The 23139-nt window shown below is 57.0% G+C and carries 19 protein-coding genes and 2 pseudogenes; 8 read left to right on the plus strand and 13 right to left on the minus strand.

Annotation, left to right across the window (positions count from 1 at the left end; genetic code table 11):
• Positions 1-22 precede the first annotated feature (22 nt).
• From ACUTQ5_RS19045 to ACUTQ5_RS19055, 3 genes are read left to right on the plus strand one after another with little or no spacing between them, the layout of a single operon-like run.
• Positions 23-1342, plus strand: coding sequence for a PTS sugar transporter subunit IIC (locus tag ACUTQ5_RS19045; protein ID WP_445652506.1), 1320 nt, complete (start codon positions 23-25; stop codon positions 1340-1342).
• The gene (locus ACUTQ5_RS19050; RefSeq protein WP_445652507.1) at positions 1339-1668 is read left to right on the plus strand and encodes a PTS lactose/cellobiose transporter subunit IIA; all 330 of its coding nucleotides are present in this window, start codon (positions 1339-1341) and stop codon (positions 1666-1668) included. The genes ACUTQ5_RS19045 and ACUTQ5_RS19050 overlap by 4 nt, the downstream gene beginning before the upstream one ends.
• On the plus strand, positions 1665-3068 hold the full coding sequence (locus ACUTQ5_RS19055) for a GH1 family beta-glucosidase (protein WP_445652508.1): 1404 nt from the start codon (positions 1665-1667) through the stop codon (positions 3066-3068). The genes ACUTQ5_RS19050 and ACUTQ5_RS19055 overlap by 4 nt, the downstream gene beginning before the upstream one ends.
• Before the next feature lie 147 nt (positions 3069-3215).
• Here ACUTQ5_RS19055 and dkgA read toward each other — a convergent pair whose 3' ends face one another.
• Positions 3216-4040 carry a 2,5-didehydrogluconate reductase DkgA gene (dkgA, locus tag ACUTQ5_RS19060; RefSeq protein ID WP_445652509.1) on the minus strand — a complete coding sequence of 275 codons (825 nt, stop codon included), beginning with the start codon at positions 4038-4040 and terminating at the stop codon, positions 3216-3218.
• 327 nt (positions 4041-4367) lie between these two features.
• Positions 4368-5531: an alcohol dehydrogenase gene (gene yqhD / locus ACUTQ5_RS19065; RefSeq protein WP_445652510.1), complete on the minus strand. Its 1164-nt coding sequence runs from the start codon at positions 5529-5531 to the stop codon at positions 4368-4370.
• A gap of 223 nt (positions 5532-5754) precedes the next feature.
• On the opposite strand from yqhD, the gene ACUTQ5_RS19070 reads away from it, so the two are divergent.
• Positions 5755-6642 carry an AraC family transcriptional regulator gene (locus ACUTQ5_RS19070; protein ID WP_445652578.1) on the plus strand — a complete coding sequence of 296 codons (888 nt, stop codon included), beginning with the start codon at positions 5755-5757 and terminating at the stop codon, positions 6640-6642.
• 21 nt (positions 6643-6663) lie between these two features.
• Here the strand turns inward: ACUTQ5_RS19070 and ACUTQ5_RS19075 are convergent, their stop codons facing one another.
• Positions 6664-7692 (minus strand): zinc-dependent alcohol dehydrogenase family protein, encoded by a 1029-nt coding sequence (locus tag ACUTQ5_RS19075; RefSeq protein WP_445652511.1) that lies wholly within the window; start codon positions 7690-7692, stop codon positions 6664-6666.
• 108 nt (positions 7693-7800) lie between these two features.
• Here ACUTQ5_RS19075 and ACUTQ5_RS19080 point away from each other — a divergent pair, with 108 nt between their 5' ends.
• Complete coding sequence (locus ACUTQ5_RS19080; protein ID WP_445652512.1) at positions 7801-8721, plus strand: LysR substrate-binding domain-containing protein; 921 nt, start codon at positions 7801-7803, stop codon at positions 8719-8721.
• A 27-nt stretch (positions 8722-8748) separates the two neighbouring features.
• Here the strand turns inward: ACUTQ5_RS19080 and ACUTQ5_RS19085 are convergent, their stop codons facing one another.
• Together ACUTQ5_RS19085 and metC are read right to left on the minus strand one after the other, a co-directional pair.
• Positions 8749-9411, minus strand: a complete 663-nt coding sequence (locus ACUTQ5_RS19085; protein ID WP_445652513.1) for a DedA family protein — start codon at positions 9409-9411, stop codon at positions 8749-8751.
• Positions 9412-9563: 152 nt separating this feature from the next.
• Positions 9564-10760, minus strand: coding sequence for a cystathionine beta-lyase (metC, locus tag ACUTQ5_RS19090; RefSeq protein WP_445652514.1), 1197 nt, complete (start codon positions 10758-10760; stop codon positions 9564-9566).
• Positions 10761-11015: 255 nt separating this feature from the next.
• Between metC and exbB the strand changes: the two genes are divergently transcribed.
• Positions 11016-11987, plus strand: a complete 972-nt coding sequence (gene exbB, locus ACUTQ5_RS19095; protein WP_445652515.1) for a tol-pal system-associated acyl-CoA thioesterase — start codon at positions 11016-11018, stop codon at positions 11985-11987.
• Positions 11988-11990: 3 nt separating this feature from the next.
• Positions 11991-12413, plus strand: a complete 423-nt coding sequence (gene exbD, locus ACUTQ5_RS19100; protein ID WP_445652516.1) for a TonB system transport protein ExbD — start codon at positions 11991-11993, stop codon at positions 12411-12413.
• Positions 12414-12639: 226 nt separating this feature from the next.
• On the opposite strand, the gene ACUTQ5_RS19105 is transcribed toward exbD, so the two are convergent.
• The 7 genes and pseudogenes from ACUTQ5_RS19105 to ACUTQ5_RS19135 form a co-directional block, all read right to left on the minus strand.
• Positions 12640-13458, minus strand: coding sequence for a shikimate 5-dehydrogenase (locus ACUTQ5_RS19105; protein ID WP_445652517.1), 819 nt, complete (start codon positions 13456-13458; stop codon positions 12640-12642).
• A gap of 31 nt (positions 13459-13489) precedes the next feature.
• Positions 13490-14533 carry a substrate-binding domain-containing protein gene (locus ACUTQ5_RS19110; protein ID WP_445652518.1) on the minus strand — a complete coding sequence of 348 codons (1044 nt, stop codon included), beginning with the start codon at positions 14531-14533 and terminating at the stop codon, positions 13490-13492.
• A gap of 21 nt (positions 14534-14554) precedes the next feature.
• Complete coding sequence (locus ACUTQ5_RS19115) at positions 14555-15964, minus strand: glycoside hydrolase family 32 protein (protein WP_445652519.1); 1410 nt, start codon at positions 15962-15964, stop codon at positions 14555-14557.
• Positions 15964-17334 carry a sucrose-specific PTS transporter subunit IIBC gene (locus ACUTQ5_RS19120; RefSeq protein WP_445652520.1) on the minus strand — a complete coding sequence of 457 codons (1371 nt, stop codon included), beginning with the start codon at positions 17332-17334 and terminating at the stop codon, positions 15964-15966. The genes ACUTQ5_RS19115 and ACUTQ5_RS19120 overlap by 1 nt, the downstream gene beginning before the upstream one ends.
• 65 nt (positions 17335-17399) lie before the next feature.
• Complete coding sequence (locus ACUTQ5_RS19125; RefSeq protein WP_445652521.1) at positions 17400-18809, minus strand: carbohydrate porin; 1410 nt, start codon at positions 18807-18809, stop codon at positions 17400-17402.
• A gap of 215 nt (positions 18810-19024) precedes the next feature.
• The gene (locus ACUTQ5_RS19130) at positions 19025-19954 is read right to left on the minus strand and encodes an aminoimidazole riboside kinase (RefSeq protein ID WP_445652522.1); all 930 of its coding nucleotides are present in this window, start codon (positions 19952-19954) and stop codon (positions 19025-19027) included.
• A gap of 176 nt (positions 19955-20130) precedes the next feature.
• Positions 20131-20793: pseudogene (locus ACUTQ5_RS19135) on the minus strand (AbgT family transporter); the annotation flags it as partial.
• Here ACUTQ5_RS19135 and ACUTQ5_RS19140 point away from each other — a divergent pair.
• Positions 20720-20923, plus strand: a pseudogene (locus ACUTQ5_RS19140) (LysR family transcriptional regulator); the annotation flags it as partial. The pseudogenes ACUTQ5_RS19135 and ACUTQ5_RS19140 sit on opposite strands and share 74 nt — an antisense overlap.
• A gap of 51 nt (positions 20924-20974) precedes the next feature.
• Here the strand turns inward: ACUTQ5_RS19140 and ACUTQ5_RS19145 are convergent.
• Positions 20975-23122, minus strand: coding sequence for a phosphocholine-specific phospholipase C (locus ACUTQ5_RS19145; protein WP_445652523.1), 2148 nt, complete (start codon positions 23120-23122; stop codon positions 20975-20977).
• Positions 23123-23139: the final 17 nt, after the last annotated feature.

Below are 23139 nucleotides of genomic sequence, written 5' to 3' on the forward strand. Positions count from 1 at the left end.
AGAACGTCCCGAGGGTTGAACCATGAGTATCAGCCAGGCCGCATTCAATTTTATTGAAAACCGCATCAGTCCCATTGCCGGAAAATTATCGACCCAGCGACATATTATGGCGATCCGTGACGGTTTTATTTCCGCGATGCCGTTTATGATCGTCGGTTCATTTTTACTGGTATTTGCCTACCCGCCTTTTTCGGCCGACAGCAGTTGGGGACTAGCCCAATGGTGGCTGGGTGCGGCGGAAAAACACCAGGTCGCTATTCTTACCCCGTTTAATATGACCATGGGAATTATGTCGATTTATATTACTGCTGCCATCGCTTATAACCTGGCGCAGAGTTATAAGCTCGATCCCTTTATGGCGGCGATGCTTGCGCTGATGTCATTTTTGCTGGTCGCCGCACCGCAGAGCGAAAAGATGTTGCCGACCGCTGCGTTGGGTGGCGTGGGGATCTTCACCGCCATTTTGGTGGCGATCTACACCACCGAACTGATCCGTTTTCTCAAACTGCACAATATCGGTATCTCATTACCGGAACAGGTGCCGGCCAAGATCAAACAGTCGTTCGATCTGCTGATCCCGATCTTGGCGGTGGTGATCACGCTGTATCCGCTCAGTCTGCTGGTGCAGCACCAGTTTAATTTACTGTTACCGCAGGCGATCATGGCGCTGTTCCAGCCGTTGATTTCCGCCGCCGACTCGCTGCCGGCGATCCTGCTGGCGGTACTGATCGGCCATTTATTGTGGTTTGCCGGTATTCACGGCGCGGTGATCGTCTCCGGTATGCTGCAGGCATTCTGGCTGACCAATTTGGGCATCAATCAGGATGCCTTGGCCGCCAGCCAGCCAATGCCGCATATCTTTATGGAAGCTTTCTGGACCTTCTTTATCGTCATCGGCGGATCCGGCGCTACCTTTGGGCTCGTATTGCTTTACCTGCGCAGTCGTTCGGCGCACCTACGTTCGATCGGCAAGCTGAGCCTGGTGCCGAGCTGCTTCAACATCAATGAACCGGTGATCTTTGGCACGCCGATCGTCATGAACCCCACCTTCTTTATTCCGTTTATCACCGCGCCGATCGTCAATTCGATCATTGCCTATGCGGCTGTGAAGCTGGATCTGATTGGCCGGGTGATCTCGGTAGTGCCCTGGACGGCACCGGCACCGATTGGCGCCGCCTGGGCCACCGGTTGGGATTTTCGCGCCGCACTGCTGGTGCTGATGCTGGCGGCGGTATCGGCGCTGATTTACTACCCGTTCTTCAAGGTCTATGAGCAGCAGTTACTGGATCAGGAAGTGAGTGAAGCCGAGCAGATTGAACAAACGCAGGGAGTCACTGAATGATGGATATGGAAACGGCAGTCATGGAGTTGATCATCAACGCCGGTGAGGCACGCAGTTGCGCCATGCAGGCGCTGTACGCGGCGCGGAAGTATCAGTGGGATCAGGTAGATATTTTGCTGGCGGAGTCGCAGTTGGCGGCGAAGCGAGCGCATGCCACCCAGACCGAGCTGATCGGTTTTGACGAGGGGGAAGGCAAGCTGCCGGTCAATCTGATTATGGTGCACGCGCAGGACCACATTATGAACGCCATACTGGCGCGCGATCTGGTGGAGGAACTGGTGAGAATTTACCGATTACTGGAGCAGAACGGGGTGCAAAACCAATGAGCGTATTTCCGAAGGATTTCCTGTGGGGGGCGGCTACCGCGTCTTATCAGGTTGAGGGCGGCTTTGATGCCGACGGCAAAGGCCTGTCCAACTGGGACTTGTTCTCCCATTTGCCCGGTACGACCTATCAGGGTACCAACGGTGACGTCGCGGTCGATCACTACCATCGCTTTCGCGAAGACGTGGCGCTGATGGCCGAGCTGGGGATGCAGACCTACCGATTTTCGATCTCCTGGCCGCGATTGTTGCCGCAGGGGCGGGGCGAGGTAAACGAAGCCGGGATCCAATTCTACAGTGATTTGCTCGACGAACTGATCAGGCACAACATCAAACCGATGATCACCCTGTACCACTGGGATCTGCCGCAGGTGCTGCAGGATGAATTTGGCGGTTGGGAATCGCGTGAGATCGTCGATGCTTTCGATGAATATGCCCGTCTGTGCTATCAGCGTTTTGGCGATCGCGTCGAACTCTGGTCCACCTTTAACGAAACCATCGTATTTATTGGTATGGGTTATATCACCGGGGCGCATCCGCCCAAGCTGACCGATCCAAAGAAGGGTATTCAGGCTTGCCACCATGTGTTCCTGGCCAATGCCCGCGCGGTGAAAAGTTTCCGTGAAATGAAGATCAACGGTCAGATCGGCTTCGTCAACGTGCTGCAACCCAACGATCCGATCAGCGACTCGCCAGAAGATCGCCGCTCCTGTGAGTTAGCCGAGGGGATCTTCACCCATTGGCTTTACGATCCGGTGCTGAAGGGGGAATACCCGGCAGAGCTGTTGGCGATGGCGCAGCAGGCTTTTGGTGTACCCTATTTTGCACCGGGTGATGAGGCCTTGCTGAAGGGCAATATCGTCGATTTTATCGGCCTGAATTACTACAAGCGTGAAATGGTGGCACATAACGACGATGTCGAGGGCTACGCGAACAACACCAGTGGCCAGAAGGGTAGCGGACGTGAACTGGGTTTTAAGGGGCTGTTTAAACTGGTGCGCAATCCGAACGGTGTTTATACCGACTGGGATTGGGAGGTTTACCCGCAGGGGTTGACCGATGCTATTGGTCGCATCGTCAAACGCTACGGCAACATTCCGATCTATATCACCGAGAACGGGCTGGGTGCCAAGGATCCGATCGTCGAGGGAGAAGTGCGTGATCAACCGCGCATTGACTATCTGCGCGATCATATTCAGGCGATCGGTGCGGCGATCGAGCAGGGTGCCGATGTGCGCGGTTATTACCCCTGGTCGTTTATCGACCTGCTTTCCTGGCTCAACGGCTATCAAAAGCAGTACGGCTTCGTGTATGTCGATCACGACAACAATTTGGCACGCAAGAAGAAGCAGAGCTTTGGCTGGTATCAGCGGGTGATCGCCACCAATGGCGAGCAACTGTAGCGGGGAATAAAACAGCCCTCTCTTGAAAGAGAGGGCTGTTAAGAGCTAAACCTGTAGGGGGCCATGTTCGACCCTATTTAACCCCTGATTATGCTACCGGGCGCGGCATGCCGCGCCCCTACCATTAAACAATAGGGCTGGGTAGCATTACAGTGAGTCGGGCTCCGGCCCCAGACGGTTGCCGATATCCAGTTGGGTGATATCGCTCAGTTCGTCTTTATCCAGTTTGAAATCAAACACCTCAAAGTTCTCACGAATGCGGGATGGCGTGACCGATTTCGGGATCACGATCAGACCGCTGTCCAGGTGCCAGCGCACCACGATTTGCGCCGGGGTCTTCTCGTATTTTTCCGCCAGCTGTTTGATCACCGGCTGGTCGAACACCCCTTCGCCGCCCTGTGCCAGTGGGCTCCAGGATTCGGTAGCGATGTGGTGCGTTGCGTTCCAGGCGCGCAATTGGCGTTGTTGCAGCAACGGGTGCAGCTCAATCTGGTTAATTACCGGCGCGATACTGGTTTCGTCCAGCAGGCGTTGCAGATGCGGGGTATGGAAATTGCAGACCCCGATACTCTTCACCAGCCCCTGTTCACGCAGCTTAATTAGCCCTCGCCAGGCTTCCACGTATTGATTCTGCTGCGGTTTCGGCCAGTGGATCAGGTACAGATCGACGTAGTCCAGCTTGAGTTTTTCCAGGCTGGTTTCCAGGGCGGCCTGTGGATCCCCCTGATCGTCGTTCCACAGCTTGGTAGTGATAAATAGCTCATCGCGTGGCACCGAGGCGGATTGCAGTGCAGCACCGACCCCTTCCTCGTTCTTGTAAATTGCAGCGGTATCGATCGAACGATATCCCACTTCCAGCGCTTTGAGCACCGCCTGGTTGGTGTCTGGAATACTCGCCTGCCAAACGCCGAGACCCAACTGCGGCATCAGATTACCATCGTGGAGTTTGATGATGGGTTGTTGCGTTGTCATGCGCATCTCCTTGTTAACGGATTGCCCGGTGCTGCATGCACCAGGAACAGCTATACCCGTCATACTTCAAGCTGCAGGTGTGTTGGCTGCGAGCGCTTACCCGAATCACTTACTTGAGTAAGCTCATCGGGATGCTCGCTCTTGCCACCTTCCTGCAACTCGAATTATTTAGGCTATATCAGTAGATTCTAGTTGGCAAACTGGGGTGGTGCTGAGTTTGCTAAGCAAATTGCAGCGATATCAGAATAGTGCTTAGGACTGCGCCCGATGACAGCTCGGGCGCAAGAGACTGAAATTAAAGCCTGATAGGCAAGCGCGGGTTTGCGATTAACGTGCCGCCTCATAAATACGCTGGCTGACTTCCAGGGTGATGTCCTGATGCTCGCCCAGAGCGGTCATGCCGTGCTGATGCAGCTTATCAAGCAGTGCCGGGATCGAGCTGCCGTCGAACTGGTAATCGGCCATGCGGGTTGGCACGCCCATTTGTTCGAAGAAGGCGCGGGTGGCGGCAATGGCACCGTCAATGCGGCTGTCTTCGCTGCCCTCACGCAGACCCCAGACGCGGTCGGCGTACTGCAGCAGTTTTTCGCGTTTCTGCGTTTTTTTCTCGTTCAGCAGTGCCGGCAGGACGATGGCCAACGTCTGGGCATGATCCAGACCGTGCATGGCGGTTAACTCGTGGCCCAGCATATGGGTTGCCCAATCCTGCGGCACACCGGCACCGATCAGACCGTTCAATGCCATGGTGGCGCTCCACATCACGTTGGCGCGCACGGCATAGTTTTCCGGTTCGGCCAGCGCACGCGGACCATCTTCCAGCAGCGTCAGCAGCAGGCCTTCGGCAAAGCGATCCTGTACTTTTGCATCGACCGGATAGGTCAGGTACTGCTCAATGGTGTGGACAAAGGCATCGACCACGCCGTTGGCGATCTGGCGCGGTGGCAGCGAATAGGTCACGACCGGATCCAGTACTGCAAACAGTGGCTGAACGTATGGTGAGAAGAAATGCTGTTTGTCGCCGCTGCTTTTACGGGTGATCACCGCGCCGCTGTTGGATTCAGAACCGGTTGCCGGCAGTGTCAGTACGCAACCCATCGGCACTGCGCCTTTGATTTCGCAACCGACGGTTTTCAGGATATGCCATGGGTCGCTATCTGCCTGATAGTGGGCCGCTGCGGCGATGAACTTGGTGCCATCAACCACTGAACCGCCACCGACGGCCAGCAGGAAATCGATGTTCTCTGCACGCACCACCTCGACCGCTTTCATCAGCGTTTCGTAGGTTGGGTTAGGTTCAATACCGGAGAACTCTTGCACGTTACGCCCCGCCAGTGCGGAATAAACCTGATCCAGCACGCCATTTTTCTTCACGCTGCCGCCACCGTAGGTGATCAGAATACGTGCATCGGCAGGGATCTGCTGAGCCAGGCCGGTGATTTGGTCTTGGCCGAACAGGATTTTGGTTGGGGTATGGAGAATAAAGTTTTGCATGGCTGATTTCTCTTCTGCATAAGGCAAGCGCCGGATGGCGCAAAATATCTGGGGTGTATTGTCAGTAACCTGGCCCCGCAGCACAATGCTCATTCCTGCCCGAGTCTTGCCTATTCCTACAAAATGTTGTAGGAAATTCGATTTTTAAACTATTATTTATGCCGAATTGTTCTTAGTGTAAGAGGGTTTTCCCGTGAGTGAAATCGATGAACTGCGCGGTCGTATGGCGCGCCAAGCGGCCTGCTTTGCCGAGAGTAACGGTTATACTCCCTCGCCGGTACCCTTGGTGAAAATCCTCTATGTGGATCGTCATTGCCCGCGTCAGCCGGTGATGTACGAACCTGGGGTGGTGATCATTTTCCAGGGCCACAAAGTGGGTTACTGCGGCAATCGGGTGTTCCAGTACGATCCGCGCAACTACCTGTTGATGACGGTACCGCTGCCGTTCGAGTGCGAAACCTTTGCCAGCCCGGAATTGCCGCTGGTGGGGCTGTCGGTGAATATCGACAGCCAGATGCTGCAGGATCTGTTGATCGACATCGGCGATGACGACTACCTGATAAAACCACGCAGAGAAAGCAGCGGGGTTAATCTGGCGGAGCTGTCGGAAGAGCTGTTGTGCGCCACCGAACGCCTGCTGGACGTGATGGCCAAGCCGCTCGATGCACGGGTATTGGGGCCGCAGATTGTGCGCGAAATTCTGTACCATGTGTTGCGTGGCAGCTGCGGAACGTCATTGCAGGAACTGGTCAATCGCCATACCCACTTCAGCCAAATCGCCAAGGCGCTGCGACGCATCGAGAACCAATATGCCGACAGCCTCAACGTTGAGAAGTTGGCGGGGGAGGTGAATATGAGTATTTCGGCGTTTCACCATAACTTTAAGGCGGTGACCAATACCTCGCCGTTGCAGTATGTGAAGTCCTATCGGCTGCACAAGGCGCGCCTGTTGATGGTGCATGACGGTCTGAAAGCCAGCACCGCAGCGATCCGCGTCGGCTATGAGAGCGCTTCGCAGTTCAGTCGTGAATTCAAACGCTTCTTTGGCGTGACGCCCAGCGACGAAGTGGCCCGACTGCGCGATAACCCTCCTTTAATGATGGAAGGCTAATCCCGCAGCCGGGGCGGTAATTCAGCGCGTCAGTACAATTTTGCCAAACGCCCCGCGATCGAGATGATCGAGTGCCTGCTGCAGTTGGTCAAAGCGATAGCGTTGATCAATCACCGGTTGCAAGCCATTGGCATCCACCGCCCGTACCAGATCTTCCAGTGCGCGGCGGTGGCCGACGCCAATCCCCTGGATCACCGGCGATTTTAGCAGCAGCGGTCCGGCAGGAGCCGAGACCTCAAAGCCCTCCAGCGCACCAATCACCGAGATGCGTCCCTGCACGGCGACGGCGCGAACCGAATTACTGAGGTTAGGGCCGCCAACGGTGTCGACCACGTGGTCGATGCCGTGATCCTGTGTTAACCGATACAGCGTCTCTACCCAATCGCCCTCCAGGCGATTAATGCCGTGATCGGCCCCCAACGCCTTGGCTCGCGACAGTTTTTCGTTGCTGCTGGAAGTGACGTACACTTCGGCACCGTGCAGTTTGGCGATTTGCAGCGCGAACAGTGCCACCCCGCCGGTGCCCTGTACCAGCACTGATTGGCCAGAGAACAGGTGACCCTGTTCCACCAGCGCGAACCAGGCGGTCAGCCCGGCGCAGGGCAGGGTGCTGGCTTGCGCGTCGTCCAGCGAGGCGGGGGCGGCCACCAACCAGTCCTCATGCAGCACCACATATTCCGCCAACATGCCCTGATAAAAACCGCCCAGCGTACGGTAAGGCGGGATGCGCGCATTACCATAGGGCTTCTGTTTGCCATCTATCCAACCAGGGCTGAAGGTGGAAATTACCCGCTCGCCCGGTTGGAAACGGCTGACTCCGCTGCCAATTGTATCTACTTCACCGGCCATGTCGGAAGCAGGAATAAACGACGGTGGCAACTCCAGCCCCATGCCGGTTTCGATCATCAACTTATCGCGGTAATTAAGCGATACCGCATTCACTTTCACCCTAATCTCATGTGGCCCCGGTTGCGGAATGATGCTTTCGCTCAGTTTCAGGTGTTGACGCCCGAGGACATTCATTGTCCAGCGTTGCATTGTTTCGGCCATGATTGACTCCAAAGTCAGTGATAAACAGACCTGTAGATATTATCGTTGATTAATGTTCGCCAGTGGCGATAAGATTTCCTTTGATTGTTTCTCTAAAGGCTACAAATCATGACCGAACGATTGAACGGTATTTCGGTGTTTGTCACCGTCGTGGAGGCGGGCAGCTTCGCGCTGGCGGCCAGTCGGCTGCACCTTTCACGTTCGGCGGTGGGGAAAACCATTGCCCGTCTGGAGCAGCGATTGGCTGTGCGCCTGTTCCACCGAACCACCCGCAGTTTGAGTCTGACCGATGACGGCGCTCTGTTTTATGAACGTTGCTTACGGGCGCTGGAGGAGATCCGCACCGCAGAAACTCTGCTGGAGTCGGGCAAACAGCAGGTCAGCGGCAGGCTGAGGGTGTCGATGCCGGTGCTGTTTGGCCGCATGTGCATTGCGCCGCTGTTAACCGCCCTGGCGCGTGAGCACCCGGGGCTGGAGCTGGAGCTGTCATTCAACGATCGCATCGTGGATTTGATTGAGGACGGTTTTGATCTGGCTGTCCGTAACGGGGCGTTGCCCAGCAGCAGCGGACTGGTGGCGCGGAGCATCGGCGATCACCGTATGACGTTGTGTGCGGCACCGGAATACCTGCAGCAGCATGGCGAGCCGAAAAGCCTTGAACAGCTGACTCAACATGATGCGGTGACCTACATGCGCGCCGGTGTGGTGCGTAACTGGCTGATCCCGGATAACGGCGGCAAAGTGCAGGAAGTGATGCCAAACAAGCGGTTGCAGATGGATGACCTACAGGCGATGGCGGATGCCACGGTGGCCGGGTTTGGCATTTCCTGGTTACCTTGTTGGCTGGTGCGGGAATCGTTGTTGAAAGGGGAATTGGTCAGGCTGATGCGCGATCGGCCAGGTATGTCATTTGAAGCTCATGCGGTGTGGCTGCAGACTCCACATTTGCCGTTGAAGGTACGGTTGGCGGTGGATACGCTGGTGAGCAAGTTGCCCCCGAGCCTGGCGCTGGTTGAGAAAGCCTTGTAGGGGCGGCTATTGCCGCCCGCAAGCCGATCAGGAAGAGGCGGCGCGCTTTTTACGCCAGATAACCAGCATGGCGCCCAGCAGCCCCACCAGCAGCAGTAGCAGCGGCAGGATCATCAGCCCGGTCATTACCTGACTTTCGTAACGTTTCACCAGTGGGATCTGGCTGAAAGCATAGCCAAGACCGACCACCGCACCAACCCAAATCACGGCGCTCAGCCAGTTAAAGATCTGAAAACGCGTGCTGTTCAGGCCGGAGATACCGGCCATGGTCGGTAGCAAGGTACGAACAAAGCCCAGAAAACGGCCGATCACCAAAGCCATCAGGCCATGGCGGTTAAACAGATTATGTGCACGTTGATGATATTGAGCAGGCAGCTGTAGCAACCAACCTTTGACCAGACTGGTGTGACCCAGCCAGCGTCCCTGTACGTAGCTCAACCAACAGCCGAGGCTGGCGGCAACGGTTAAAATGATCAGCGTTGGCACAAAGGCCATCACGCCTTTGGCTATCAGGGCACCCGATAACAGCAGCAGGCTGTCGCCGGGCAAGAAGGAGGCGGGCAGTAGTCCGTTTTCTAAAAACAGGGTGGTGAAAAGTACCGCATAAACCACCCAAATTACGCTTGGATTGGCAAGGGCAATAAAGTCCTGCTGCCAAAGCGCATGAACAATCTCTCGTAATACATCCATTATATATCCTGTTGCATGCCGGTTGCGCCTGGAGTTACGACCCCAGGATGCGGTGTTGACCGTATCTGACAGTTACCCGGCTAGTGTAACGCTAATAGCTTAAGCACACATTAAACAAGGTGAATAAAGTTGCCATTGCAACAGGTGGCGCGTCAGTGCGTGTTGGCGATACGCTCGAATCCGGCGGCGAGGTCGTCAATCAGATCCTGCACGTTCTCCAGACCGATATGCAGGCGCACCAGGGTGCCGGAGAAGTCGATGCCGCCGGCCGGGCGGATGGCTTCCAGCTCCTCCGGTTGGTTAGCCAGGATCAGAGACTCATAGCCGCCCCAGGAATAGGCCATGCTGAAGTGGTTGAAGTTGTCGAGATACTCGGCCAACTGCGCGTCGCTCAGACGCTGTTTCAGCACGAAAGAAAACAGGCCGTTGCAGCCGCTGAAATCACGGCGGTAAAACTCGTGGCCCTTGCAGCTGGGCAGCTCCGGGTGATTGACCACCGCTACCTCCGGCCGTTTGGCCAGCCAGTTGGCGACTTCGATGCTGCCTTGCTGATGCTGCTTCAGGCGGACGCCCAGCGTGCGCAGGCCACGGCTGGCCATATAGGCTGTATCGGCGTCTACCATCTGGCCCATCAGATAAGAGTATTCGCGTAGTTGATCCCAACAGCGCTGGTTTGCCACGGCGGTGCCGAGCATGTAATCGGAGTGGCCGATAATGTATTTGGTCCCGGCCTGAATCGAAATATCAATGTCGAAGTCCAGCGCCTTGAACAGCACACCGGCCGCCCAGGTATTGTCGATCATGATCACCACTTCAGGTGCCACCGCGCGAATTGCCTGCACCATGGCCGGGATATCCTGAACTTCCATGGTGATCGAGCCGGGGGATTCAAGAAACACCACGCGGGTATTGGGCTGAATAAGCCCGGCGATATCGGCACCGATCAGCGGGTCAAAATAAGTGGTTGCCACGTTCATGCGGCTCAGAATATGGCTACAAAAATCCTGCGTGGGTTCATACACCGAGCCGGTCATCAACAGGTGGTCGCCGGCGCTGACAAAGGACAAAATGGCGTTGGAAACCGCCGCCGCGCCGCAAGGGTAAAGTACACAACCTGCGCCGCCTTCCAGCTCAACCATCGCATCCTGTAACGCGAAGTGGGTCAGGGTGCCGCGCCGGCCATAAAACAGTTCGCCGTGTGCCCGTTTGGCGGTGGCGTGCTTTTTGGCCGCCACCGAATCAAAGACCAGTGAAGAAGCGCGTTGGGTGACGGGATTGACGGAGCCCTGGGTGTAGCGCTTGCTGCGTCCTGCGCCGATCAGGGTGGTTTCGATGTTTTTTGACGTCATAGGAGCTGGCCCACCTTTGGCTTGGTCTTCACGGGGTATTTGCGATAGCCCTTAAGTTAGCATGATGCATGATAGCCATCCAGACGTTTTAACTGCTAAATGTAAAAGCAATGGCAATTTACCCGTTCGGGCGGCGTCGTTTTGCCGATTATTTGGTAAATAATAATGAGAACTACTATCAATCCCTGATTGGTTTGATATGATCGCACGCTGAATTATTCTTCAATTTTGTTCGGTAACGGGTGGAGGCACAGCGTGAAAACGGCTGGCAAGCATTTAAATCAAGGATCGTTCGGTCAGGGCCGGGCGCAATGGGGCCAGGCATTTGGCCGTGGTCTGTTAGCTTCAATGGTATTGGTAGTGGGTCTGGCCGGTAGCGCTCAGGCTGCACCGGCGACTAATCCGGCCGTTACCCAGAGCGTTGCTCCGGCCTCTGCGCCTGCCGCAGCCGTGCCTGAAAGTATCACCCCGCTGAATCCGCAACCGACCATCCAGCCGCCGGAAACTCGCGGTATGGACTTGTCCGTATGGGGCATGTACCAGCATGCGGACATCGTGGTGAAAATCGTGATGATCGGTTTGGTGTTGGCGTCTATCGTCACCTGGACCATCCTGTTTTCCAAGGGCAGCGAACTGATCCGCGCCAAGCGCCGCCTGCGCCGCGAACAGCTGGCGTTGGCCAACGTCCGCTCGCTGGATGAAGCCTCCGAGCTGGCACAGAACTTCTCGGACGAGAGCATCAGTTCTGTATTACTCAGCGATGCGCAGAACGAGCTGGAACTGTCGGCAGAGTCTAACGACAACAACGGTATCAAGGAACGTACCGGTTTCCGACTGGAGCGTCGCGTTGCGGGCTACAGCCGTAACATGGGGCGTGGCAATGGTTTCCTGGCGACTATCGGTGCCATCTCGCCGTTTGTCGGTCTGTTCGGCACCGTCTGGGGCATCATGAATAGCTTCATCGGCATCGCTCATTCGCAGACCACCAACCTGGCCGTGGTTGCTCCCGGCATCGCTGAAGCGCTGCTGGCAACCGCATTGGGGCTGGTTGCCGCGATCCCGGCGGTGGTGATTTATAATATCTTTGCCCGTGTAATCAGCGGTCATCGCGCTCAGGTTGGCGACGTGGCTGCTCAGGTGCTGCTGCTGCTGGGTCGCGACTTGGATCTGGCCGCCACGGCACAAGCCAAACGTTCACAGCATTCACAGCAATTGCGGGTGGGGTGAGTTATGGCGATGCGCTTAAATGAAGATCTGGACGACAGCGGCGAATTGCATGAAATCAACGTGACGCCGTTTATCGACGTCATGCTGGTGCTGTTGATCATCTTTATGGTGGCCGCGCCGCTGGCAACGGTAGATATCCGTGTCGATCTCCCGGCTTCCTCAGCCAAACCGCAGCCGCGCCCGGAAAAACCGGTGTTCCTGTCGGTGAAAGCGGATAAGCAGCTCTACGTTGGCGAACAGGCGGTCAGTGCCGATCAACTGATGTCGGTGCTAGATCAGCGAACTCAGGCGAACAAAGAGACCACCATCTTCTTCCAGGCGGACAAGACCGTGGACTACGAGACGCTGATGAGCGTGATGGATACGCTGCGTAAAGCCGGCTACCTGAAGGTGGGGCTGGTGGGGATGGAAGGCGCCGCCAAGTAGCGGGCTGACATCAGCAAGGTTAAGAGGGGCGCTCGGGCGCCCTTAGGTTGCTGACAAAGCAGGAAAAAGCGTGGTTTTTCCTGCTTTGTGGTGATCGGCCGAAAATCAATAAATTGATTTTCCTGATTTTTCTTTATCGACCTCTACTCGCTCTGGGCAGGAATGAGGTTTGTCATCAGTCTGGGGCGCTCGGGCGCCCTTTTTTATTTTTGAAGTTTGAAAAGATTCAGCCGCGAGCATGGGCCGCCGCGCGGGCGATCTGCTCATCGGTCGGGCGCACGCCGGTATAGAGCACAAACTGTTCCAGCGCTTGCAGCGCAATCACTTCTGCACCGGTAATCACCCGTTTGCCTTGCTCACGCGCTTTGCGGATCAGCGGGGTTTCCGCCGGCAGTGCCACCACGTCAAACACAATTTTCGCCGCAGCAATAGTCGCGGGTGCAAAGGCCAACTGCTCGGCTTCTGTTCCCCCAGCCATGCCGATGGGCGTCACGTTGATGACCATATCTACGCTTAAATCACCGACCTCTGCCTGCCACTGATAGCCGTAGGCCTTTGCCAGCGACTGACCGGCCTGCGGGTTACGGGCGATGATATGACCATTTTTGAAACCGGCATCACGCAGCGCAGCGGTGACCGCTTTCGCCATACCGCCGCTGCCGCGCAGGGCGAAGGACGTTTCCGTTGGGATCTGATACTGCGCCAGCAGCTTGGCGATGGCGATATAATCGGTGTTGTAAGCCCATAGGAAGCCCTGGTCATTGACGATAGTATTGACCGATTCAATCGCGGTGGCGGAAGCATCCAACTGGTCGAGGAAAGGAATGCAGCTCTCTTTGAACGGCATCGATACCGCGCAGCCGCGAATGCCCAGCGCCCGCACGCCACCCACCGCCGCCTGAATATCCTGGGTGGTGAAGGCCTTGTAGATAAAGTTGAGATCCAGCTCCTGATACAGATAGTTGTGGAAACGGGTGCCAAAGTTACCTGGGCGACCGGCCAGCGACATACAGAGTTGGGTATCTTTATTAATCTCACGGCTCACTATGAGCTCCTTAACCTGGAAGAGGAAAAACCTAAGGCTGGCCGTGCAATGCCTTCGAACCGGCGTGGCGCCAGTGGATGCTGCCCGGCAGGTAGAGCGCGTTTTGCTCTAATGGCCGCTCGTCAATCAGCGCACTAACCATGTCGAAACTGTGTTGGGCCAGGGCGCGACAGTCCTGCGCCACGGTATCGATTTTCAACGTCAGGCCATCGAACAGGTAGTGATCGTCAAAGCTGCACAGATGGAGATCGCTTTCCATCAACTGGTGCTGATTCAGATAACGAAGAACCCCTTCCAGCAGGCCGCAGGCGGCGGTAAACAGCGCCTTGGGCGGACGACCAAGTTGCGCGCAGAGTTGGGCGAACATTTCGTAACCGGAACTGGGGTGATAATTACCGTTGATGATCCACTCCGGTTTACACACCACCCCGGCACGTTCCAGACCGAGTTGGAAACCGGCCAGACGATCGCGTGTGGGTGAAATGCGGGGTTGGCCACCAAGGAAATAGAATTCGTCCGGATGCTGACGCGCGACGTTTTCCACCAGCGTGGCGGTCGAGGTTAGCGAGTCGGTGATCACCAGCGGCAGGTCGGAGCCGATGATCAGCCGGTCCATCTGCACCACCGGCAGACCGGCGTTAATTTTTTGGTATTCCGCATCGTTAAGCTGGCTGGAGGCGACAATCAGGCCGTCGACCTGGCGTTGTACCAGACTGTTCACCGCCATCATTTCCTGCGCCGGGTTCTCATCGGTACAGGCGATCAGCAACTGCAAACCGGCCTCGCGGCACAGAGTTTCCAGCTCGCGTGAAATCACCGCAAAACCGTAGTTGGTCATTTCCGGCACCACCAGCCCCAGGGTATGGCTGCGGGAGGATCGCAGTGAACGGGCGTGGAAGCTGGGCTGGTAGTGGTGCTCGCCGGCCAGTGCCAGGATACGATCGCGGGTGTCGTCAGACACCCGATATTCCTTGCTGCGACCGTTAAGCACCAGGCTGGCGGTCGATTTTGACACGCCGGCCAGTGCGGCAATATCACTGATGGTAATGCGTTTATTTTTTTTCACTGACGGCATCTGAATTCATGGAAGGATGCGTCATTCTAGCATGCATGGCGTCAGCGACCAGTACTCGAGCGCCAGTGGGGTTTCACCGCCCAGCTGCAGTTGCGGTTGTGGGCCGGGGAAGTAGCGTGCGCTCATCACCGCCTCGCCGTGGTTGATAAAAATCTCCACGCTGGAGCGGTCAAACAGGATCTGAAGTTGGCTCAGGTTGCCGTGCCAGTAGCGATGTTCCGGCTGCCCGTTACGCAGATTATTACGCGTCAGTCGCAGCAGGGTGCCGTCCCACAGCAGCGTCATCGCCCCGTCAAAGTCGGCGCTGAATGCCCCTTCTGGCGTCAGCAGCAGTTCCGCGCTGCCGACTGGCCAACATGGCGCTTCGTCGGCGATCCCCTGCCATTGCCGGCTTTTACCACGCAATTGTTGCAGTTCGCGCGCCGGTTGTTGGTAAAGCTTGCCGTGATGCAGCGACAGTTCACGTGGGCAGGTCATGATGTGGATCCAGCCGTACTGCAGCGTCGGGTGATAATCCTCGTCCTGTTCCGGCACGCCCATCCAGCCGACCAGCAACCGGCGGCCGTCTTCGGCCTGGGTGGTTTGCGGCGCATAGAATTCAAACCCGAGATCCAGTTCGTTAAAGGCCCCATGTTCGAACCTGGCCTGCCGATAATCCAGCTTGCCGGTCAGATAGCCCGCCTGATAAACGTTGAGATAACGCTCGGCCTGTGCCGCCAGCCCCTGTGGGCAGCAGATCAGTACCTCGGTGTCGTCCAGCGTGAACAGGTCCGGGCATTCCCACATATAGCCGAAGTCACCGATGCCGTTCAGCTGTGAACCGGCAATTTCCCCCAGCCACTGCCAGTTGCGCAGATCGGCGGAGCGCAGCAGCAGCACTTTGCCGCAGTCTTGCAGGTCACGAGCGCCGAGCACCATGTACCAGTCTTCCTGATGACGCCAGACTTTGGGATCGCGCACGTGGCCGCTATAGCCCGTCGGCAGCGGTAATACCGGGCCGAGTTTGTCATAACCACCTTGAGCATTTTCTTGAGCCAGGCACTGATAAGCGGTGCGGGAGCCATCGGGGTATTTGACGTTGCCGGTATACGCCAGCGTGATTTTGCCCTCGGCCACCACTGCCGATCCGGAATAACAGCCGTGGCTGTCGTAGCAGGCTCCCGGCACCAGTGCCACCGGCTGATGCTGCCAGTTGACCAGATCCGTCGACTGCCAGTGCCCCCAACACTTGTTGTGGTGATCGCAACCCAGCGGGTTCCATTGATAGAACAGGTGGAAGACGCCGTTATGCTGAATAAAACCATTGGGATCGTTGAGCAGCCCAACGCTGGGCGCCAGGTGCCACGCCGGCCGGTGCGGATCGCGCAGCGCCTGTGGTATGCCGCTCATCAACGCCTGTGCGGCCTGCTTCATTAAATTCAGTTCTTCCATTATTCGCTGTCCGTTTTGTATTTCAGCAGCAACGAGATAATAAAGGCGCTGCCGAAGGCGATCACCAGACCAATAATATAGCTGACCAGCGAACTGGCCTGCACAATGGCCAGCCCCGGGATCGCCGTCAGACCGACCGCGTTCATGCCGACGTGATTGGCCACTACCCAGGCCCCGCCGAGCGCACCGCCTGCCAGCGCCGCCAGGAAGGGTTTCACAAAGCGCAGGTTAATGCCGAACAGCGCCGCCTCGGTAATGCCGAGCATGGCGGAAAAGGCCGAAGGCACCGCAATGGCTTTGATCTTGGCGTCGCGGGTTTTGAAATAGACCGCCAGACAGGCGCCGCCCTGAGCGATATTGGCCATCGACCAGATCGGCAGCAGGAAGTTAACGCCGATGTTCGGGTTGCCGAGCAGCCCGGCTTCGACGGCATGGAAGCTATGGTGAATGCCAGTGATGACGATGGCGGAATACAGGCCACCGAACAGCAGGCCGGCAAACCAACCGGCGTGGGCGATCAGCGTGCTGAGCACCAGGGAGATGCCATCACCCAGCGCGCGACCGGCCGGGCCGATAAACAGCATGGCGACGAAGCCGGAGATCACCACCGTCAGGAACGGTGTCAGGATCAGATCCAGCGAGTTGGGGATCGCTCTGCGCAGCTGTTTTTCCAGCGTGCTCATAAACCACACCGTCAGCAGCACCGGGAACACCGTGCCCTGATAGCCGATCATGGCAATCTGCAACCCAAAGAAATCCATGGTGTGAAAACCGCTGGCGACGCCCCAGGCATTGGTCAGCGCCGGATGGGTCAGAATGCCGCCGAGCGTAGCGCCCAGATAGGGGTTACCACCAAATTCACGTGCGGCGGTGAAGCCGATCAGGATCGGTAAAATAATAAATGCCGCCGAACTGAACATATCCAGCATCACAAATACGGCGCTGCCAGCATCGACCCAGCCGTAGGTTTTTACCATGCCGAGCAGGCCCATCAACAGGCCGGAGGCGACGATAGCCGGGATGATCGGCACAAAGATATTCGACAGCAGGCGAGCAATACGCTGCAGTGGGTTGAGTTTTTTCGCCGCAATGTCGGCGGCCTCAGACTTGCTGGATTCGCTGACGCCAGCCGCCTTGATAAACTCCGCGTGTACCTTGTTGACCAGCCCGGTACCGAAAATCACCTGGATTTGCCCGGCATTGCTAAAGCAGCCTTTCACCCCCTCCAGTTTGCCGATGGCTACTTTGTTCACCTTGCTGTCATCGAGCAGTACCAGGCGCAGGCGCGTGGCACAGTGGGCGGCGCTGGCAATGTTGTCTTTGCCGCCGAGCAGCGGCAATAGCGCGTTAGCGGTTGCGGTAATGTCCATGTTCACTCCCTTAATAAATAAAAATGCCGCCGCAGTGTTTTGCGGCGGAAATCAGCTCATCAGCGTCAGAAGAAGTACTTGAACCGGGCACGCACGCCGTAGCGCTGATCGTTGTTGGCGTTGGCAATTTTGTTATCTGCATTGGCCTCCAGCATCGAGACGTAGGCCCCGAGATACAGGTTAAAGTTCTTCATATTCATGATGTTTGGTATTTGGTACGAGGTATGAATGGTATGAATGTCATATTTGCCCGGCTCGCTGAGTGGGTTGCTGATGTCGGTACTCATACCGGCGGTATTGAACTCTTTGATGTTGTTGTGGGCATAGATATAACCCACTTCAAAGCGACGCCACAGTACGTTGATGCCGGCGGTCAGGTCCTGCTCGCCGGAGGCGTCCAGGTAGGCGGTGCTCAGGTTGGCGACCACGCCGTTGTCCGGATTGGCGGCGGTGTTGTTCCAACTGAGGGTCATGCCGTAGCCGTTACGTTTGGACTGGTCGACGAATTGCCCCTGGCTGTCGTGATAGCCATAGGCATTGTTGACCACGTTGCTTTCCATCGCCACCGCCACGCTGAGCTGGTCTTTTTTCCAGGCGATCACCGGCCGCAGATAGGCGACATTTCTCTTATTATCCAGGCTGTTGCCGTGGTAGGCCTGATCCTGGAACAGTGAGGTACCGTCTTCCACCAGCGTATTGAGTTCGAAGTAGAAGTTACCGGCGTACTTGCTCAGCATCAGGTTGCCGCCGCTGCTGCTACGCCCACGGCCTTCTTTCATCATGTAGATATAGCCAAAACCGTCGGCATACAGATCGTTGGCGGTATTGCCGGAATACTGGATGAAGGTGTCCTGATTGAGCGGGAACATGTCGTAGGCTTCAAAACGGCCAATCTTGGTCTGCCAGTTCTTTTCATTACCGAAGAAGAAGGCGGCATCGTCGAGGTTCATTTTACCGGTCATGTCGGCCAGCGGCTGCACGCTGAAACCGGAGAAGTTGCCGTCCGGGTTGCGTCGGTAGCCGTCTACACCGACCAAAATGCGGCCGTTGATATCCCAACGTTCTTTATTGCCCGGCTTCCAGTCCTTGTTGTCGCTGCTTTTCAGCGAGGTGAGCTGGCCGCTGCGGCTGGCGCCGTCCAGGTTGAACTCGACGTCGCCGTATAGTTTCAGGTCGGTTAAGCCAGTGAGTTGCAGCTTGGAGGCCGGTGCGGCGTGGGTTTCCAGCGTCGCGGTGCGCTGAACAACTTGTTGGGTTTGCTGCTCGGTGTTGGCGGTGCGTAATTCCAACTGTTGTACCTTGCGTTCCGCCGCCGTAGCACGCGTTTCCGCCTGAACCGCTCGCTGTTCGGCCTGTTGCAGCCGTTGTTCCAGCGCATTCAGACGGGCTTCGATACTGGTATTGGTGCCAGTTGCTGCCGCAGAGGTAGAGATGAGAAGCCCTGTAGTGACTGCCAGATAGCCTAGTTTTTTCATGATGTTCTATCATCCGGGAAAGTTGTTATTATTTTTTGCTAAATTGCTAAACCGGTTTTCCAAGAGGAAAGATAGAGAGTTGAAAGACGACTGGCAATCAAGTTTGCTAACTCGATTCAGCTATTGTGATCGAGTCCGCAAATTACATACCGGAGATGAAAGTAGGGGAGGCACCCAATGCCCGGTGGCATTGGGGCAGACTCACCGCCATCGGGTTAGCGACGCAGGAAGTCCTGCAACTCGTCGGCATGCGGCAGGGCGGTCATCGCGCCTTTGGCGGTGGTAGCCAGCGCCCCGCAGGCCTGGGCCTGGGCGATCACTGCCGGCCAATGCTCTTCCTGCGGTAAAGCGCCCAGGTGTGCCAGTGCGGCCAGCAGACCGGCGACAAAGGCGTCACCTGCACCGGTGGTATCGACCGGGGTGATTGAAGGGGCGCGGAAGTGGCGGATCTGTTTGCCGTCATGCACGCAGACGCCGTCGCTGCCCAGCGTCACCAGCAACAAACGCAGTGGGTAACGCTGCATCATCCAGTCGATACCGCTCTCCAACTCACCGATATTGCTGATAAAACTCAGCTCTTCCAGCGAGATCTTCACCACGTCAGCCAGCAATAACGCCTTTTGCAAGCAGGGGCGCAGCGCTTCCGGCTGGCGCCAAACGTCTTCGCGAATGTTTGGGTCAAAGCTGACCCAGCCGCCAGCCGCCCTGATGTTCTCCATCGCGGTGAAGGTGGTGCTGCGGCTGGGTTCCTGCGACAGCGTGATAGAGCAGACGTGCAGCCATTCATCTGCTTTGAAATCAGGCAGATCCTCGGGTTGCAGGAACAGATCGGCGCTCGGGCTGACCATAAAGGTGAAGGAGCGTTCACCCATCAGATCAAGATCCACCACCACAGTAGAAGTGTGGTGGTCTGGGTCCAGTGACATATGGCCGACGTCCACCCGTTCTTCGCTCAATACCTGCTGCAGGAAAGCGCCGAAACTATCCTGACCCACCCGGCCGATAAAGGCACTGTTGCCGCCCAGGCGGGCGATACCGACCGCCACATTGGCCGGAGCGCCACCGGGGCATTTAAGGTAACTGTTTGAATTTTCAGGTACCAGGTCGACGACTGCATCACCCAGCACCCATACGCGATTAACCATGTTCGATCCCCGTGTTCATCGGTGTCTGATGGTGAGCTAAAATAGAAGAACCGGTTTAGCAATGCAATAAAATAATATTTCGTGTGGCGAAAGGGTGGGTGTAAAGAGTAGCGCAGCGAGCTAAAACGCAGGAGGGAATGCCCGCCCTGATGTTGTTCAAGGCGGGGTCAGCCGGGTTACCCCATCTTCGGATAGACCCCCGGGCCAATCGGCAGGCCGAGCGCGTACCAGGCCAGCAGCAGCAAAATCCACACGGCAAAGAACACCAACGGATAGGGCAGGATAAGCACGTAATAGGTGCCGAGCTGGGCATCTTTGCGGTAACGCTGCAGGAAACCGAGGAACAGTGGCTGGAAGGGCGACATCGGTGCCAGAATCGACCAGATGGCCGAGCCGCTGGCGATAAACATGCACAGGAAGGCAGAGAGGAACATCAACCCAAGAAATGCCGGGGCACCGCTCATACCTGCGGCCTCCAGCATATCGGTCAGGCCGATGGCCATAAACTTGCCCATATTGCTCCAGTTAAAGAACGCCACGAACTGCGACAGCGGGAACACCATCACGATAAAGCCGGCCATGCTTTTCATCGGCTCTATCAGGTGGTTGGGAATATCGTCCGGCCGCTTGATCTGTTTGATGACCACACCATAGGTAATGCCGACGGTGAAAAAGAACAGGATGATGATCGGCACAATACCTTTAATAAACGGCGATGGGATCACCGAGCCGCTTTTCGGATCGCGCAGCGGGGCCGCTTCCGGCACCAGCCTGGTGGCGTCAAGCGAATTTGTCAGCATTCTGCCGGTGGACGTGATTTCCGACCCGATATTGGGTAAACATCTGGTGCCGCTGGCGTTGGAGGAAAGCCTGCCAAAGGCGACGTTTTATCTGATCCAGCGTAAAGACACCACGCTGACGCCGATGGGCGCACACCTGGCGCGTTTTTTCCGCTTGTACTGCCGGTAAAAGGATGCCCCTCACAGGGTATTCCCCCTTTGAACAGCCTGCGCGGCTATCTCAGGCTTTGCCCATTAACGGATCGCTGACGCTGTGGTCACCGTTCTCCAGCCGACCTGCCAGTCGGCGTTGCCAGCCGTGTGTATCCTGCAATGAAAGATCGTACCAGCCACCGCTGGCCTGGGTAGCAAAGGCCTGCTGATGACGGCCACCTGCCAGGAGTTCAATTTGCCAGGGGCCTTGTTGCGTATAGGGACAGCGGGCGATGGTCACCGTTGTTGCCTGGCTGCCCGCGTTGGTTAGCGTTAGCGATAAATGGTCGCCCTTCGGGGTGAGTTGTACTTCCGGCTGCGGCTGCAGAACGCTGCCACCCAGCTCACGATGGAAACCGTTGGGGGCTAGCAACCACAGGTGGTAGCGATCCGCCGTTAGCCAGTTATCACTGACTGCTTTACCGGCCTCGACGGTATAGCGCCGTGGGATCTGCTCCAGACTCAGCAGGTCGTACACATGAAAGACCGCACCCTGTTCGCCAGTGTTGTACAGGTTGAGCGTCAGCATTTTTTGCTCGGGGTTGCTGCTGGCCTCAACGTGCAACTGGTAAGGCAGCGCACGCGATGGGCGCGCCAGTCGCGACTGATGCGGTAACTGTTGCCTGTCTACCGGCGGCAAGGGCACCTGCGGTAACTGTTCCTGTCGCTGGCGCAGGTTATCGGCGGCGTGGCGGCTGGTGGTGGGCAGGCGGGGCAAGGTTTCCTCATTAGGGTCGACGAAGTTGAAGGCCGAAGTGAGGTCACCGCAGACCGCACGGCGCCAGGCGCTGATGTTCGGTTCATGCACCTGGAAGCGTTTCTCCAAAAATTGCAGTACTGAGGTGTGGTCGAATACCTGTGAATTGACCCAGCCGCCACGGCTCCAGGGCGATAACACCAACATCGGTACCCGCGGACCAGGGCCGTAAATGCGGCCGTCCGGTGGGGGTTGCTCCTGAGAACCGGGTGGGGCCACATGTTGGAAGATTTCGCTGTCGAACGGCACCGTCGATTTGCCGGCGAAACTGCCGTCTTCGCGCAGTGACGGCGCCGAGGGCGAAGGCATATGGTCGAAGAAACCGTCGTTTTCGTCGTAATTGACCAGCAGCACGCTCTTGCTCCACACCTCTGGGTTATCCGTCAGCGCATTGAGGATTTCCTGGGTAAACCAGCCGCCCTGCACCGGGCTGGAAGGCCCGGGGTGTTCCGAGTAGGCCGCCGGGGCGATAATCCAGCTCACCTGCGGCAGTTTGCCCTGCTGAACGTCGTTACGAAAACCGGCCAGCATCGCGTCCAGGTCGTTACCGTTGGCTGCTGGCAGCGTATTGCCATTGCCCTTATACAGCGGCGCGTCGGCGTTCAGTTCATCGCGGTAAGGCACAAAGGCGGTGAAATCCTTCGGCGGTTGCGCCGGGTTGCCAACCTTAACGCTGGCGGCGCGATACTGGCGGAAACCCGCCAGCGGGTTATCGGTGAAGTTATCCGGCAAGAATTGATAGACCTTCCAGGTTACGCCACTGGCTTCCAGCCGCTCCGGATAGGTATGCCACTGGTAGCCGACGTCTACCGGGCCGGGGCTGTCCCACTCATTGACCACCACCGCGACCTCGGCCGCTGTCGGGCCGTTGGTCCCCGTCCAGTGAAACAGGCGGTTGGTATTGGTCCCGGCGTGGATCGAGCAATGATAGGCGTCACACAGGGTGAAGGTTTCGGCCAGCGCAAACTGGAACGGCAACTCGTGCTGGCGGTAATAACCCATCGAGGTGGGCGTTTTATAGGTCGGCCAGGCGCTCATACGGCCGCTGTCCCAGGCTGATTGCTCATCTACCCATGAATGCGGCGTGCCGCTAACCCGTTGGGCATTGCCGCGTTTGCTGTCCAGATGGTAGGGCAACACCAGACGATCTTCCCCCTGCTGCTGCCACACGTGACGGTCGCCGGGCAAGGGAATGGTGATGCGATCGCTAAAGCCGCGCACGCCGGGCAGGGTGCCGAAGTAATGGTCGAAGGAGCGGTTTTCCTGCATCAGGATCACCACATGTTCGACATCGTTAATCGTGCCGGTGCGGTTATTGGCGGGGATTGCCAGCGCTTTGCGGATCGAGGCGGGTAACAGTGAAAAAGCCGATCCGATGGCGGCAGCCCGCAGTATTTCTCTGCGCGAAAAATCAGGCATGCGTCGTTAATCTCCCT

It is taken from the genome of Serratia sp. NA_112.1 (assembly GCF_052691715.1).